Here is a 15,543-nt window from a genome sequence, read left to right on the forward strand (position 1 = left end):
GGGGCCCTCTGTCCTTCGGGCCGGTGGGCGTCCATAGTGGGGCATCCAGGGGCGGGACTGGGGGGTTTCTCAATGGGAGTACGGCTCATGGTCGTGGACGACCATCGCCTGCTCGCGGAGGCACTGGCATCGGCGCTGAAACTGCGCGGGCACCGGGTGCTCGCCTCGGCCGCGCCCGCCGCGGGCGCCGCCGATCTGGTGATCGCGCGGGCGCCCGAGGTGTGCCTGCTGGGTACGGCCGCCCCGGCCGAGCCGGGCGCCTTCGACCCGGTGGCCAAGATCAAGCGGGAGCGGCCGCAGGTGGCGGTCGTGGTGCTGGGCCCGGTGCCCTCCCCGCGGGGGATCGCCGCGGCGTTCGCCGCCGGGGCGTCGGGGTACGTACGGCACGACGAGCGCATCGAGGGCGTGGAGCGAGCGATCCTGAAGGCGCGGGCGGGCGAGTCGGCGGTGGCCCCCGGCCTTCTCCAGGAGGCGTTCGAGGAGCTGCTGAACCCCGCCGCCCAGCCCGATGACGAGGCCCAGCGCCTGCTGGGCGTCCTGACCCCGCGCGAGGTCGAGGTCCTCGTCCGCGTCGCCGACGGCGAGGACACCCGGGTCATCGCCTCCGGCATGCACATAGCCCCGAGCACGGCCCGCACCCATGTGCAGCGGGTGCTGATGAAGCTGGGCGTGGGGTCACGTCTGGAGGCTGCGGCGCTGGCCGCGCGCACGGGCCTGCTGGACCGCGCGGCGGGGCCGGGAGCCTAGCTCCCGGCCCCGCCGCAGTTCCCCGCCAGGGGCGCGGGGAACTGCGCGATCAGCCACGACGCGGCCGCGGCCGGCAGACGGCCCGCACCCCCGACGGCGTCACTCCTCCCGCTGCTCCGGCGGAGCCGTCGGGCGCAACTTCAGCCAGACCAGGAAGAAGACGCCCAGCAGCAGCATCCCGATCCCGGTCCACAGGTTGATGTTGACCCCCTGCGCCTTGTCGATCGCGGACTGCGAGTCCGTGATGCCGGTGATGGTGACGATCACGCCGTAGACCACGAAGAGTCCGCCGATGATGCGCCGCAGATCGAAGATGCGGGACGCCGTCGCCGACTTGGTCTCCAGCTCGGTGACCTCGCGCGCGATCTCGCCCTCGGTGTAATGGTGTTCGGAGTTCTCGGACATGTTCCCTCGATCCTCCCGCGTCAGAACGAGAACGGGATGTAGCAGAGAGCGGCCAGCACGACCGCACCCCAGCCCAGCAGCGCCGGCTTGCGGTACCACGCGTCGTCACCGGGGGCCGGCGGCTCGGACATCCCCGGCGACCGGGTGCCGTAGACCAGGCCCTGGAGCTCCCGCGCGGGCTTCGGCTCGGTGAACAGCGTCACCAGGACCATCACGACCGCGCCGGCGAGGAACCCGGCGATCGCCGAGACGAAGTTGGCGCCCTGGTCGGAGGGGATGGAGATGATGCCCCTCTTGTAGAGCACGAAGTAGTTGACCATCGCGGTGACGGTGCCCGCGAGCAGGCCCCAGAAGCCGGACTTGACCGACGCCCGCTTCCAGAACATGCCGATGATGAAGACGACGAACATCGGCACGTTGAAGAAGGAGAACAGCGTCTGGAGGTAGGACATGATGTTCGAGAACGACGACGCGAGGAACGCCGTGCCGACGGAGGCGCAGACGCCGATCACGGTGATCCAGCGGCCGAACCGGACGTAGTACGCGTCCTCCCGCCCGCGCACCACGTACTTCGCCCAGATGTCCGTGGTGAACACGGTGTTGAAGGACGACACGTTGGCCGCCATGCCGGCCATGAACGCGGCGAGCAGACCGGTGACCGCGATGCCGAGCACACCGTTGGGCAGCAGCTCCTGCATCAGGTAGGGGATGGCGTCGTTGTACTGGAGGCCGGAGCCGCTGGTGCCGATGTTCGGCACGAGCGCGGCCGCGACCAGGCCCGGGATCATCACCAGGAAGACGATGAAGATCTTCGGGTACGCGGCGATCAGCGGTGTGCGCTGCCCCGCCGAGAGGTTCTTCGCGGACAGGGCGCGCTGGACCTCGGCGAAGTTGGTGGTCCAGTAGCCGAAGGAGAGCACGAAACCGAGGCCGAGCACGATCGTCAGCCAGTTCGCGCCGAGCGGGTTGGTGCTGCCGATCCCGGTGCCGCCCCACGCGGTGGTGAAGTTGTGCCCGTGGGTCTCGGCGAGCTTGTGGGTCAGTCCGCCCCAGCCGCCGACCTTGCGCAGCCCGAGGATGGTGATCGGGATGAGCGCGGCCAGGATCACGAAGAACTGGAGCACCTCGTTGTAGATCGCCGAGGACAGGCCGCCCAGGGTGATGTACGCGAGGACGAAGGCGCCGGCGACCACGATGGCCACCCACTGGGGCCAGCCCAGCAGGGCCTCGACCACGATCGCGAGGGCGTACAGGTTGACGCCGGCGATCAGGATCGCGGCGAAGGCGAACAGGATCGAACTGAGCAGATGGGCTGCCTTGTCGAAGCGCAGCAGCAGGAACTCGGGGACCGAGCGGACCTTGCTGCCGTAGTAGAAGGGCATCATCACCAGGCCGAGGAAGACCATGGCGGGGATGGCGCCGATCCAGTACCAGTGCACGGTGTAGGCGCCGTACTGGGCGCTGTTGGCGGCCATGCCGAGAATCTCGGTGGCCGCCAGGTTCGCCGAGATGAAGGCGAGGCCGGTGATCCAGGCGGGCAGCGAGCGTCCGGACAGGAAGAAGTCGAGGCTGGTCTTGACCGAGCGGCGAGCGGCGAAACCGATCCCGAGCACGACGACGAAGTAGATCGCCAGGATCGTGTAGTCCAGCCAGTTGGTCGGGAGCCGTAGCCCCGCCGCCGCCAGATACGTGTGCGCGTATGTGGGGGTTTGCATAAGAACTCGCTTCGTTGCGCGAACTGATCAGAGCGGAACCTACGCCTGTGCTTTTAGAAAATGAACACTTCTAATGGTGATCTTTGTTCGATTGTGATGATCTGATTCTGTGTCGGGTTGTGGTCTGTTATGTTTGATTCTGTTGAGAGGAGTCCGGCGTGAAGAAGACCCCGACCCTGCTGGCCGACGGTCGCGAGCTGATCTACTACGACCTGCGGGACGACACCGTGCGCGACGCCGTCGACCGCCGCCCGCTGGACCGTACGGCCACCACCTCCGAGATCCGCCGCGATCCGCTGCTCGGGGACCGGGTCGCCGTCGCCTCCCACCGGCAGGGCCGCACCTACCACCCGCCGGCCGACCAGTGCCCGCTGTGCCCGACCGAGGGCGAGCGGCTCAGCGAGATCCCGGACTCCTCGTACGACGTCGTCGTCTTCGAGAACCGCTTCCCCTCGCTCGCCGGTGACTCCGGCCGCTGCGAGGTCGTCTGCTTCACCTCCGACCACGACGCCTCCTTCGCCGATCTGACCCCCGAGCAGGGGCGCCTGGTGCTGGACGCGTGGACCGACCGCACGGCGGAGCTGTCGCAGCTGCCCTGTGTCGAGCAGGTGTTCTGCTTCGAGAACCGCGGCGCCGAGATCGGTGTGACCCTCGGTCACCCGCACGGACAGATCTACGCCTACCCCTTCACCACCCCGCGCACCGCGCTGATGCTCCGCTCGCTCGCCGACCACAAGGCGGCCCACGCGGGGGAGAACCTCTTCGACGCCGTCCTGGAGCGTGAACTCGCCGCCGAGCGGGTCGTCCTGGCGGGTGAACACTGGGTGGCCTTCGTGCCGTACGCGGCGCACTGGCCGTACGAGGTCCACCTGTACCCCAGGCGCCGCGTCCCCGATCTGCTCGCTCTGGACGAGGCGGCGCGCACAGAGTTCCCCCAGGTGTATCTGGAACTCTTGAGGCGCTTCGACCGGATCTTCGGGACCGGCGAGCCGCCGACGCCGTACATCTCCGCCTGGCACCAGGCGCCGTTCGGGGCGCTCACCGGCTTCGACGGGGTGACACGGGAGGACTTCGCGCTCCATCTGGAGCTTTTCACCATCCGCCGTACTTCCGGCAAGCTGAAGTTTCTCGCGGGTTCCGAGTCCGGCATGAGCGTGTTCATCAACGACGTGCCGCCGGAACGGGCGGCCGAGCGACTGCGAGAGGTAGCGACTTCATGAAGTACCTGGTGACGGGTGGCGCGGGATACGTCGGCAGCGTGGTGGCCCAGCATCTGCTGGAGGCCGGACACGAGGTCACCGTCCTCGACAACCTCTCCACCGGCTTCCGCGCGGGCGTCCCGGCCGGCGCCGCCTTCATCGAGGGCGACATCCGCGATGCCGCCAAGTGGCTCGACGCCTCGTACCACGGCGTGCTGCACTTCGCCGCGTTCTCCCAGGTCGGCGAGTCCGTGGTGAAGCCCGAGAAGTACTGGGACAACAACGTCGCAGGCACCCTCGCACTGCTCGGCGCGATGCGCGAGGCGGGTGTGCGCACCCTCGTCTTCTCCTCCACGGCCGCCACCTACGGCGAGCCCGAGCAGGTCCCGATCACCGAGAGCGCCCCGACCCGCCCGACCAACCCCTACGGGGCGTCCAAGCTCGCCGTCGACCACATGATCACCAGCGAGGCGAACGCCCACGGCCTCGCCGCGGTCTCGCTGCGCTACTTCAACGTGGCGGGCGCGTACGGCGCGTACGGCGAGCGCCATGACCCCGAGTCGCACCTCATCCCGCTCGTCCTCCAGGTCGCCCAGGGCCGCCGCGACGCCATCTCCGTCTACGGCGACGACTACCCGACGCCCGACGGCACCTGTGTCCGCGACTACATCCATGTGGCCGACCTCGCCGACGCGCACCTGCTGGCCCTGACGGCCGCACGCCCCGGCGAGCACCTGATCTGCAACCTCGGCAACGGCAACGGCTTCTCCGTCCGCGAGGTGATCGAGACCGTCCGCGAGGTCACCGGGCACCCGATCCCCGAGGTCGTCGCACCGCGCCGGGGCGGCGACCCGGCCGTCCTGGTCGCCGCCGCGGACACCGCCCGCGAGAAGCTGGGCTGGAACCCGACCCGCGCGGATCTCGCGGGCATCGTCGCGGACGCCTGGGAGTTCGCGCAGCAGCTGTCCAAGGAGGACTAGTGGGGGCACAGCAGGTCGCCGAGCGCTTCGCCGAGTTGTACGGAGCGCGGCCGCAGGGAGTGTGGGCGGCGCCGGGACGGGTCAACCTGATCGGCGAGCACACCGACTACAACGACGGCTTCGTCATGCCGTTCGCCCTGCCCCACCAGGCTCTCGCGGCGGTCTCCCGCCGGGACGACGGCCTGCTGCGCCTGCATTCGGCGGACATGGCAGGAGGCGTCGTGGAACTGCGCCTCGACGCGCTCGCGCCGGGCGGCGACCCCGCGTGGACGGCGTACCCGGCGGGCGTCGTCTGGGCCCTGCGCGAGGCGGGCCACCCGGTCACCGGCGCGGACATCCACCTCTCCTCGACCGTGCCCACCGGCGCAGGACTGTCCTCCTCCGCCGCCCTTGAGGTCGTGATCGCCCTCGCGCTGCGCGACCTGTACGGCCTCGACCTCGCCCGGTGGCAGCTCGCCCGGCTGTGCCAGCGCGCCGAGAACGTCTACGTCGGCGCGCCGACCGGGATCATGGACCAGACCGCGGCCGCGTGCTGCGAGCCGGGCCACGCGCTCTTCCTCGACACCCGCGACCTGTCCCAGCGGCAGATCCCCTTCGACCTCGCGGCCGAGGGCCTGTGCCTCCTCGTGGTCGACACCCAGGTCAAGCACGCGCACAGCGGCGGCGAGTACGGCAAGCGCCGGGCCGGCTGCGAGCAGGGCGCGGCCCTGCTCGGCGTCACCGCCCTGCGCGACATCGCCTACGCCGACCTGGACGCGGCGCTGGCCCGGCTGGGCGAGGAGGAGGAGATCCGCCGTCTGGTCCGCCATGTCGTCACGGAGGACGAGCGCGTCGAACGCACGGTCGCCCTGCTGCGCGCCGGGACCCCCCGGGCCATCGGCCCGATCCTCAGCGAGGGCCACGCCTCACTGCGCGACGACTTCCGCATCTCCTGCCCGGAACTGGACCTGGTCGTGGAAACGGCCCTTGCCCACGGCGCCCTGGGCGCCCGCATGACCGGCGGCGGCTTCGGCGGCTCGGCCATCGTCCTCACCGACACGGCCGACGTCCCCTCCCTGACCGAGTCCCTGGAAACGGCCTTCGGCGCAGCGCAGTTCAAGACTCCCCGGGTGTTCGAGGCGGTGCCGTCGGCGGGGGCGCGGCGGCTGGCCTGAGGGCCGTCCGCGTCGACCGGGAGGCGGAGCGGCGCGGCACCGTCACTGGACGACGAGATCGATGGGGTGGTGGGGGTCCCGCGGGCATACGGCGATGGTCAGCCGGCCGCGGCCGGGCGAGACGCCGGTCGGTACGTTGGGCCACCGGCCGCCTGCGTTCTGCCGGTCCTCATAGGGAATCCAGCTGGTCGTGCTGGGATCCCATTCCCGTTCGTCCGCGGTGAGCAGCGGGGATAGTTCCGCGCCGCAGGCGGAGCAGACCAGTGGCCGTGGTCCCGTGAGGGGCCAGGCCACGTACCCGCCCACTTTCCAGCCCGGGGCCGTCGACAGTTCCGAGACGTACCGGTCGCCCGCGGACTCCGGCCCTTCCCATGCGGCGATGCGCTCCTGCAGGGCGGGGTCGAGGCTCATGAAGTAAGGGTGTTCCACGACCACCTCGGGGTGCAGCACACAGGGAGAGGGCACGAGTTCCTCACGGCCGACGACCTCGGGCACCGGCTGTTCCGTGAGAAGTGTGCCGATGTCCTGGGAGTGCCGCCAGCGCAGGTGTACGCAGGGCTCGTGACGGGTCTCGCCGTGTCGTTCGAAGCCGCACCAGAACACCTGGAGCAGGTCGCCTTCGCCGGTGTCGGGCAGGCCGGGAACGTCGCGCCGGTACAGCTGGGCGACCGCGAGCATCGGGATGGGGTCCGTGTCGGAGAGCTGCGGAGCGTGCCGACCGCGTTTGAAACCGTCGATGATCTCGATCTCTTCGTCGGTCGGTCCGGGGTTCGGGGTACGGCCCCAGGCACGTTCCAGGATCTCCCTCGTACGCACCACGTCGCCGTAGCGGTAACCGCTGGAGCGCTTGTGCGGGACGGTACACATCGGCCAGGGATCGCCGATGGGCCACAGCAGAGGGCCGCCGACCGAACTGTCGTGAACGGCAGGCGTGCCACGTCGCGGATGCAGCCGAGTGGCGGTCCGGCGCACCCCGGCCAACTCGGGGAAGACTGTTTCGACATCGACGGGACGGGGTGGGGTGGTGCGGGGCATGGGCCGGGGCTCCCGGAGGGTCGGGCGGGTGAATCGGACGAGGCTGGGAAACCGGGGGACGGCCGGGTTCTAAATGTCCGGCGGCTTCCAGCCGGGTATGGCGGTGCGTACTCCGGCGGCAGGGTTGTCGAGCCAGCCTGTCAGCTGGAATCCCTTGTTGCCGTATGCGGAGTATTCGAGGCGAACGGGTATGGGGTTGGTCCCTTCGTAGATGGCCGTGACGTCGTACTGGACGACTTGATCCTTGTTTTTCACAGCCTTGAAGATCTCACCTTCGACCATGTCCCGTTGGTACGGGGTGTTGACGGGGTCCTGCGTTTGAGTCACCAGGTTGTGCTTCGCGTCGTGCCGTACGCCCGCGCCCCCGAGGCGGTCGGCGAGGAGATGACCGCGGGCCTCATTGAACGCATTCCCGTTTCCGCGCCAGCCAGGCGGCTTGCTTTGGCCCGCCGGTGAGCCGGACCCCAGCATCTCGGGCCGGATACACGCGGATACGCCGGTCGGCCGACCGAGATGATCCAGTGGCTTGTACCGGATACTGCCGTCCCATGCGTAGTGATCCTTGGTGCAGGGAGCGAGGCCGATGGGGTCGTAGAGGTCCAGGGGGTTGTCGACATAGGCCACCGGGTTGGGAGCCGGTAGAAGTCCCAGAGGGTCGGGGCTGACGTAACGGGCGGTTTCCGGGTCGTAGTGTCGGAAATAGTTGTAATAGAGGCCGGTTTCGGGATCGGCGTACTGGCCGGGACGGCGCAGCGGGGTGTGGGCTGTGGCGTCCGGGCTGATAGCGGTGGCGCCCCAGACGGTTGCGCGGGCGTGCCAGGCGAGGGTGCCGTTCGCATCGACGAGCTCGGTAGGGGTACCGACCAGGTCCGAGACGATGGCGAAGAAGCGGGAGTCGACTTCCTCGTCGTGCAGTGGCTTGCGCTCGTACTGGACCAGTGGCCGGAAACCGTCATGCTCCCAGGTGAGGGTGACGCCGGTAGTGGTGTCCGTCTGCTCGGCAAGGCGGGGGCCGTCCCAGGTGAAGCGCGTTTCCTCGATGACTCGGCCCGTATCGTGCAGGCGGTATTTGGCGGTGCGGCGGCCCAGCGGATCGTAACGGTAGTGCCAGGTGGCGCCGTCGGGCGTGGTGCAGGAGGTGAGACGGTTCTCTGCGTCCCAGGTGTAACGCCAGACGTCGGTCTTGCGGGACAGGCGCTTCTTCGTACGTTCGACGAGGCGTCCGGCATCGTCATAGCGGTAATAGGTGTGTCCGGCGCGGAGGAGACGTGTGCCGGTGTAGCCGCGCTTGCCGCGGGCGGTGATGTCCGCTGCGCGGTCCGACCAGTCGGCAGTGAGCTGGTTGCCGGACGCGTCGTATGTGTATGCCTCCGGTCCGTTGGGGCCCGAAGCCCCTACGGGACGGCCGACCGGGTCGAGGGAGTAGGTGGTGCCGCGACCGGTGACCTCTTCGTGGACCGCGGTGAGATGGTCGTCGGCCCGGTAGGCGAAGCTGCGCGCGCGGATCCGATGGCCGGTTTGTGCCGTGAGGCTCTGCCGGGCGAGCCGTCCTGAGACATCCCACTGCGAGTCGAGGAAGAGATGATCGCCTATGGCACGTTCGGTCTCACGCCCAAGGAGGTCATGGGTGAAGGTGAGGGTGTGCTGCTCGTCGACGGTAAGAGCCGTATGGTTGCCGACCTCGTCCCAGGCGCATGCGGTCCGCGCGCCAGTGGGGGTGGTCCGTGCGGTTCGGCGGCCGGCCGGGTCGTAACCGAAGGCGAGCAACCTGCCGTCGACGGTCTGGGCCAGCAGGCGGCCCGCCGCGTCATACGCGAACTGCATGCTGCATTCAGCGCTTTCAGCTGACAACAGACGGGACACGGCATCGTAGGAGAAGGTGGTCCGAGCCCCCTCTGCGATCTTTGCGCTGAGGCGGCCACCCTCGTCGAACTCGTAGCCGACGCTCTGCCCGGCCGCGTTGGTACGGGTGATGAGCTGTCCTGCGGAGTCGTAGGCACAGCGGCTTGTGCGTCCGTCGAAGTCGGTCTCGCCCAGCACACGGCCGACGGGATCGTATGTGTACGTCCAGGTAAGACCGGCCGGATTGACGACCTGGACGAGCCGTTGCTCGGTGTCATGGACAAAGGTGTGCGTGCGGCCGTCGGGGGTCGTACGCGAGGAGAGCAGGTCGAACGGACCGTAGGCACAGCTGGTGACGCCGCCGAGCGGGTCGGTGTGCTGGAGACAGTTGCCCTCGCCGTCCCATTCCCACCGCTCGCTGCTTCCGTCGGGTCCGGTGCGTATGAGAAGTCGCCCTTCGGCGTCCCAGACGTAGCGGGATGTCCGGCCGAGCGCGTCGGTAAGTTCCAGGGGCCGGCCGAGCGCATTGCGGCGGCACGTGGTGCGGGCCCCTCGGGCGTCCTCCACGGCGACGGGGAGACCGGCAGGGTCGGCTTCCAGGCTCAACGTCGCACCGAGCGGATCGGTGACGCTCTTCAGGGCGCCGGTGGGATGGTGGGTGAAACGGTGGACGGCGCTGTCAGGGCCGATGACCGCAGTGCGATTGCCCCGCCCGTCGTACTCCTGCCGGGTTTTGGAGCCGTCGGGAGCTGTCAAGGTGACGGGGAGCCGCAGGTCGTTGTAGGTAATGCGGGTGATGGTGCCATCGGGCGCGGTGACGGATGCCAGGTTGCCGGATTCATCCCAATCCCAGTGGGTCGTGCGTCCCAGTGGATCGGTGTGGGACAGCAGATGGTCGTGGTGGTCCCATCGTTGGGAGGCGGTGTGCCCCAGCGCATCGGTGATCGCAACGATCTGGCCGTACCGGTTGGCGCGGTAGACCGTGGCGTGTCCCAGCGAGTCGGTGTAGGTGACGGTGCTCGAACCGTCCTCGTCCGGATCGCCGTAATCGATCCGGGAGTTGAGGATTCCGTCCGTACCGCGTGTCTCCACTACGCGGCCAATGGAGTCGTACGCGTACGAGAACGCCGTGCCGTTGGAGTCCTGCCACCCGGTGATGCGGTGTGCGTCGTCGTAGGTGAAGTCGGTCGCGGCTCCGACGGCGTTACGTATCGTGATGAGGTCGCCGGCCCGGGCGTAGCGGAACGAACGGAGCCGGACCGGGTGGTCTCCTATGACGGTCAGTCCGGTGACGCGGTTCTGTTCGGCGTCGTGGTCGACACCGACTCGGTAGCCTCCGCTGTGCGTCACGGTGAGCGGGACATCGCGGTGGTCGCGCTCCACCGTTACGGTGTTTCCGTTGCGGTCCTCGACGGAGACCAACCACCACACGCCGACCCGCGCCGTGGCGGGCTCGAAGTGGCGTGTGAGGCCACTGTGCGGGTCCTGCACGGTCAGCACGTAGCTGCTGCCGCGCGTGACATAAGTGAGTGGCAGCTGGTCGCCTTCGGCGGGGCCGACCCGGTCGCCGGGCAGATCGGGCAGGCGGGGGTACGCCAGGGCCGAGCCGTCTTCCCGGTACCACCAGTAGCCGCCCAACGTGTCGTCTTTCTCCAGACGTTCATCGAGCGTGCAGGCCCAGGAGGGGCCGAACGAATGGCCGCCGGTGTACCCGGACAGGTGAGTGCGGCGCAGCAGCAACGGAAGAACGCCGGGCAGCGACACATCGGTCTGGGAGAGCACCATCTGGCCATTGGCCATGTCGATCGGATCGCCACACGTCGCCTTGGCCTCAAGAGCGCGGGCCTGCCGCGACAGTTTGGCCTCGTCGATCTTCAGGTCGTGATCCGATTTACGCGCGGATGCGAGAGGCCCTCTATGGCCTGAACCGTCACCTGAGTGACCGTTGCGTACGTGGATGCCGTTGACCCGGTCCCGGACGTCCAGGTCGATTCCCTTGTGCAGTCGGGAGGCAGCTCTCACCCGGTCCGGAAGAGTCTCGGTGACATGAGTGGTGATCTTTTTGAGGGCTTTTTCGGAGCCGTGCAGCGCGCCTTCCAGGACGGAGTCGAAGGCCTTGGTGAAGGGGGTCTTGCCTTTGGTGCGGCCGAAGGCCCCCCTGGCGCGATCGAGCGGGGTGGCGCTGTTTCGGTGGAGTTCGCTGCCATGAGCGGAGACCCTGCCGGCGCCGCTTTCGAACTCCTCATGGTCGATGAACAGGTCCGCATCGCCGGCACCGCCGCCCGCAGAGGCGAGGACGAAGCCGCCACCGGCACCGGTGCCGCCCGCCGAGGCCAGTTGCATGCCGCCGTGTCCGTGGCCGCGCCCGCCATGACCGCCCGTGCCAGTGCCACCTGGGTCGGGAGGCAGGGAGAAGGCGTCGTTCGCCAGGTTGAGGACCGCGTCCTCGACCATCGCCTCCAGCTTGGCATTGACCGGTGCGGTGACGCGGGCGAGCAGTTCGTCAACGATCCGGTCGGCAGCCTCGTCGAGAATGCGCTTGACCGCCTGCCGCATGGCCTGGGTCTCCGCCGCGCCGAGCACGGCGGACAGCCCGCCGGTGACGAACGAGAGGCCGACGGAGATGCCCACCGATCCCGCCATGAAGGCGAGTTCCGCCTCGGCCTTGGTCTTCATCCCGAAGACGATGTCCGCGACTATGTCGCACGCGTCGGCGAACAACCGCGCCAGTTCCGGGATCTTGTCGATGTGCCCCGCTTTGACCTGGGACCAGTGGGACTGCATCGAGTGGACGGCCCAGCCTCGTGAAGAGGCCAGGATGCGCTCCACCGCCTTGTGCGCGTCGGCCCCGTGGCCCTCGAACTTGTCGGCGAAATCCCGCATGGCACTTGCCATCTCGCGGTAGTTGTCCTCGTCGACGTTCGGGAAGTTGATGCCTATGAAATCCAGGATTTCGTCGAGCCATCCGGGCAGGACGTAGCCCATCCCCCGTTAACCACCTTCCCGTACCAGCCAGGCAACGCTTCACACTTGCGAGTGGATGGTAGCGAGGGTGGTTGACGCACAGTCAACTTTGAGCCCGCCCTTGTGGCGAGGTCGGGACGCCGAGCCGTTGCCGTACGGGCGCAGGTTCAGGAGCCCAGCCGCTTCACCAATGTGTACTCCGTGATCCCCGGCGGATAGTCGGGGATCTCGCACACCACCTCGTAGCCCTGTCTGCGGTAGAAGGCCGGGGCCTGGAAGTCCCAGGTCTCCAGGCGGGCGGCGGTGCAGGCGCGGTCGGTGCCGGCGAGGTGTTCGGCGCGGGCCAGGAGGTGGGAGCCGAGGCCCGTGCCGCGGTGGGCGGCGTCCACCCAGAGGTAGGTGACGTGCAGCCAGGCGGTCCAGGTGTGGCCCACCAGACCGCCCGCGAGAGCGCCGGCGGGATCGAGGGCCCAGACGTGCAGGGGGACTTCGCGTTCGGCGGGGGTGCCGCGCAGGGCCGCGAGGACCGGGGAGGCCGCCGTGTTGGTGTCCAGCAGCCGGTTGCGGAGCAGTTCCTGTCGTGCCTTGTCGACTTCCGCCTCGATACGAAACATGCGGCACACCATAAACGCGCCGGACGGCCAGTTCTGTAAATCTCCTTCCGCTGCGTGCCGGTATCCGTACGCTGAGATACCAGCGACCGGTTGGGGGCCGGTGCCGTTCAGGGGGTTCTGTGGTTCGTATCCGAGTCCTGGTCGTGGACGACCACCGCATCTTCGCCGAGTCGCTCGCCGCCGCCCTGGCCGCCGAGCCCGATGTCGAGGTCGCCGCCGCCGGCAGCGGCCCGGCCGCACTGCGCTGTCTGGAGCGGGCCGTCGCCGAGGGCCGCCGCTACGACGTCCTGCTCGTGGACGCCGATCTGGGCGGCAGGCCGACCGGTGGCCGCTCGCCGGTACCCGTGCGGGACGCGGAGGAAGAGGGGCTGGTCGACGGGCTCTCGCTGGTCGCGGGGGTGCGCGCCGCCCAGCCCGCCGTACGCACCGTGGTCCTCGCCGGGAAGGACGACCCGCGCCGCGCCGCCCTCGCGCTCGGCGCCGGTGCCTGCGGCTGGGTCGCCAAGGACTGCTCGCTGTCGCGGCTGCTCGCGGTGATCCGGGGCGTGCTGCGTGACGAGACGCATCTGCCGCCCGCCCTGCTGACCGGCGTGCTCAAGGAGCTGACCGCCGCGCGCAGACACCGCAGCGAGAGCGAACGCCTGGTGGAGTCCCTCACGCCGAGGGAGCGGGAGGTGCTGCGCTGCATGGTCGCGGGCCTGGGCCGCAAGGCCGTCGCCGAGCGGCTGTACCTCTCCCCGCACACCGTCCGCACCCATATGCAGAACGTCCTCGGCAAACTCGGCGTCCACTCCACCCTGGCCGCCGTCGCCCTCGCCCGCCGGGCCGGGGTGGGCCCGGTGGACCTAACCGGGAATGTTGTCGAACGGGGCGGTCAACTGGCGTAGCAGATCCGCCAGTTCCGCCCGCTGCGCCCGGGACAGCTCACCGAGGATGGCCCGCTCCTGCGCCAGCAGCCCCGCGAGGGACTGGTCGGCGCGGTCCCGGCCGGTGTCGGTCAGCCGCACCAGCACACCGCGCCGGTCGCTCGGGTCGGGGAGCCGCTCGACCAGGCCCTTCTTCGCCAGGCGGTCGATCCGGTTGGTCATGGTGCCGGAGGTGACCAGAGTCTGGGTCAGCAGCTGCCCGGGGGAGAGCTGGTACGGCGTGCCCGCGCGCCGCAGCGCGGTCAGCACGTCGAACTCCCAGGGCTCCAGCTGATGTTCCGCGAACGCGAGCCGACGGGCGCGGTCCAGGTGCCGGGCGAGCCGGCTCACCCGGCTGAGTACTTCCAGCGGCTCCACGTCGAGGTCCGGGCGCTCCCGGCGCCATGCTGCGACCAGCCGATCGACCTCGTCCTCCATGAGATCAGTGTAGTGGTTGTGTCGATGTGAAGTCTCTTGGAATCGAGTATCTTTTTCTAAAGTATCTTGACGTCGAGATATGTGGGGCGGGAAGGTGGACACCATGACGACACCGACCTGGGACCCCGGCCAGTACCTCCGGCACGCAGGCCACCGCGCCCGCCCCTTCGCCGACCTCCTCACCCGCGTCCCCGACCTGCCCGGCGCCCGGCCCCGCATCGCCGACCTCGGCTGCGGCCCCGGCAATGTCACCGCCGGCCTCGCCGGGCGCTGGCCCGCCGCGCACATCACCGGGTACGACAACTCGCCCGAGATGCTGGACGCGGCCCACACCGGGCACGAGGGCCCCACCCCCGGCGGCGGCCGGCTGGACTTCGCCCACGCCGACGCCCGCACCTGGGCGCCCGGGGAGACGTACGACCTGATCGTCTCCAACGCCGCCCTCCAGTGGGTGCCGGGGCACCTCGACCGGTTCGCCGACTGGATCGGGGCCCTCGCGCCCGGCGGGACCTTCGCCTTCCAGGTGCCGGACAACACCGACGCCCCGCAGCACGTCCTCATGCGCGAGCTGGCCGCCGCCCCGCGCTGGCGGGACCGGCTCGCCGGGGTGCTGCGCCGCACCGACTCCGTGCACACCCCCGGCACCTATCTGGACCGCCTCGCCCGCCTCGGCTGCGCCACCGACGTCTGGCGGACGACGTATCTGCACGTCCTGGAGGGCGAGGACCCGGTCCTGGACTGGGTGAAGGGCACCGGGCTGCGGCCCGTCCTGACCGTGCTCGCCGACGACCCCGAGGCCCGGGACGCGTTCCTCGCCGAATACCGCGATCTGCTCCGCGCGGCCTATCCGCGGGCGCCCTACGGCACCGTGCTGCCCTTCCGCCGCCTGTTCGCCGTCGCCGTGCAGGGGGCCTGACCATGCTGGTGGCCCTCGATCACATACAGCTCGCGGCGCCGCCCGGATCGGAGGACGCGCTGCGCTCGTACTACGTCGATGTCCTCGGCATGACCGAGGTCGCCAAGCCGCCGGTGCTCGCGGCCCGCGGCGGCTGCTGGTTCGAGGCCGGCCCGGTCCGCCTCCACCTCGGCATCGACCCCGCCTTCCACCCTCAGAAGAAGGCCCACCCGGGCCTCCGGGTCCGCGGCATCGAGTCCTACGCCACCCGGCTCACCACCCGCGGCGCGTCCGTGACCTGGGACGACAACCTCCCCGGCCATCTCCGCTTCTACTCCGAGGACCCGGTCGGCAACCGGCTGGAGTTCCTGGAACCGGTCAGGCGGTCCGGCCGAGGTGGGTAATCACCGCGCGGCCCGGTCCGTGGTGCCCGGCTCCTCGGTACTGCGGTAGGTCACCGGTGCAACCCCAGAATGCGCCGGACCTCCTCGTGCGGAACACCCTCGCCGAGCTTCCCCTCAGCCTTGCGCCGCCCGTACTCGGCCACCGCGAGGGCATCTTCGAGATCCTCGATCACGTGCGGCGAGCCAAGAAGCGCCGCCACGCGTCCGTCTTCAGTGAGGGTGATGGCCTCATGGCCCTGTGCCACG

General features: G+C 69.5%; 14 protein-coding genes. 7 read left to right on the plus strand and 7 right to left on the minus strand.

Features of this window, described 5'->3' with window-relative positions; genetic code table 11:
• Nucleotides 1-72: 72 nt before the first annotated feature.
• Entirely contained in the window at nucleotides 73-747 is a 675-nt protein-coding gene (locus tag AB0N90_RS28420) for a response regulator transcription factor (RefSeq protein WP_136100891.1), read from the plus strand.
• Between the two features lie 99 nt (nucleotides 748-846).
• Here the strand turns inward: AB0N90_RS28420 and AB0N90_RS28425 are convergent, their stop codons facing one another.
• Both AB0N90_RS28425 and AB0N90_RS28430 read right to left on the minus strand, forming a co-directional pair.
• Nucleotides 847-1,152: a hypothetical protein gene (locus AB0N90_RS28425; RefSeq protein ID WP_365201407.1), complete on the minus strand. Its 306-nt coding sequence runs from the start codon at nucleotides 1,150-1,152 to the stop codon at nucleotides 847-849.
• A gap of 20 nt (nucleotides 1,153-1,172) precedes the next feature.
• Complete coding sequence (locus AB0N90_RS28430) at nucleotides 1,173-2,867, minus strand: sodium:solute symporter family protein (protein ID WP_365201409.1); 1,695 nt, start codon at nucleotides 2,865-2,867, stop codon at nucleotides 1,173-1,175.
• Between the two features lie 158 nt (nucleotides 2,868-3,025).
• On the opposite strand from AB0N90_RS28430, the gene galT reads away from it, so the two are divergent.
• From galT to galK, 3 genes are read left to right on the plus strand one after another with little or no spacing between them, the layout of a single operon-like run.
• Nucleotides 3,026-4,087, plus strand: a complete 1,062-nt coding sequence (galT, locus tag AB0N90_RS28435; protein WP_085565125.1) for a galactose-1-phosphate uridylyltransferase — start codon at nucleotides 3,026-3,028, stop codon at nucleotides 4,085-4,087.
• Nucleotides 4,084-5,046, plus strand: coding sequence for a UDP-glucose 4-epimerase GalE (gene galE / locus AB0N90_RS28440; RefSeq protein WP_365201412.1), 963 nt, complete (start codon nucleotides 4,084-4,086; stop codon nucleotides 5,044-5,046). Before galT ends, galE begins: the two co-directional genes overlap by 4 nt.
• Entirely contained in the window at nucleotides 5,046-6,200 is a 1,155-nt protein-coding gene (gene galK, locus AB0N90_RS28445; protein WP_365201413.1) for a galactokinase, read from the plus strand. Before galE ends, galK begins: the two co-directional genes overlap by 1 nt.
• A gap of 42 nt (nucleotides 6,201-6,242) precedes the next feature.
• On the opposite strand, the gene AB0N90_RS28450 is transcribed toward galK, so the two are convergent.
• From AB0N90_RS28450 to AB0N90_RS28460, 3 genes are all read right to left on the minus strand, one after another.
• Nucleotides 6,243-7,067 carry a hypothetical protein gene (locus AB0N90_RS28450; protein WP_361673948.1) on the minus strand — a complete coding sequence of 275 codons (825 nt, stop codon included), beginning with the start codon at nucleotides 7,065-7,067 and terminating at the stop codon, nucleotides 6,243-6,245.
• A 237-nt stretch (nucleotides 7,068-7,304) separates the two neighbouring features.
• Nucleotides 7,305-12,062, minus strand: a complete 4,758-nt coding sequence (locus AB0N90_RS28455) for a DUF6531 domain-containing protein (RefSeq protein ID WP_365201417.1) — start codon at nucleotides 12,060-12,062, stop codon at nucleotides 7,305-7,307.
• Between the two features lie 146 nt (nucleotides 12,063-12,208).
• Nucleotides 12,209-12,655, minus strand: a complete 447-nt coding sequence (locus AB0N90_RS28460) for an N-acetyltransferase (protein ID WP_365201418.1) — start codon at nucleotides 12,653-12,655, stop codon at nucleotides 12,209-12,211.
• A gap of 119 nt (nucleotides 12,656-12,774) precedes the next feature.
• Between AB0N90_RS28460 and AB0N90_RS28465 the strand changes: the two genes are divergently transcribed.
• On the plus strand, nucleotides 12,775-13,542 hold the full coding sequence (locus AB0N90_RS28465; RefSeq protein WP_085565122.1) for a response regulator transcription factor: 768 nt from the start codon (nucleotides 12,775-12,777) through the stop codon (nucleotides 13,540-13,542).
• Here AB0N90_RS28465 and tamR read toward each other — a convergent pair.
• The gene (gene tamR, locus AB0N90_RS28470; protein ID WP_361673942.1) at nucleotides 13,501-13,998 is read right to left on the minus strand and encodes a MarR family transcriptional regulator TamR; all 498 of its coding nucleotides are present in this window, start codon (nucleotides 13,996-13,998) and stop codon (nucleotides 13,501-13,503) included. The two genes, AB0N90_RS28465 and tamR, sit on opposite strands and share 42 nt — an antisense overlap.
• Nucleotides 13,999-14,101: 103 nt before the next feature.
• Between tamR and AB0N90_RS28475 the strand changes: the two genes are divergently transcribed.
• Nucleotides 14,102-14,914: a trans-aconitate 2-methyltransferase gene (locus tag AB0N90_RS28475; protein WP_365201420.1), complete on the plus strand. Its 813-nt coding sequence runs from the start codon at nucleotides 14,102-14,104 to the stop codon at nucleotides 14,912-14,914.
• Between the two features lie 2 nt (nucleotides 14,915-14,916).
• Nucleotides 14,917-15,297 carry a glyoxalase gene (locus AB0N90_RS28480; RefSeq protein ID WP_361673938.1) on the plus strand — a complete coding sequence of 127 codons (381 nt, stop codon included), beginning with the start codon at nucleotides 14,917-14,919 and terminating at the stop codon, nucleotides 15,295-15,297.
• Between the two features lie 50 nt (nucleotides 15,298-15,347).
• Here AB0N90_RS28480 and AB0N90_RS28485 read toward each other — a convergent pair whose 3' ends face one another.
• Nucleotides 15,348-15,542: a type II toxin-antitoxin system prevent-host-death family antitoxin gene (locus AB0N90_RS28485; protein WP_365201423.1), complete on the minus strand. Its 195-nt coding sequence runs from the start codon at nucleotides 15,540-15,542 to the stop codon at nucleotides 15,348-15,350.
• Nucleotide 15,543 lies beyond the last annotated feature (1 nt).

Origin of the sequence: Streptomyces sp. NPDC093018 (genome assembly GCF_040684035.1) — a bacterium.
GTDB lineage: Bacteria > Actinomycetota > Actinomycetes > Streptomycetales > Streptomycetaceae > Streptomyces > Streptomyces murinus.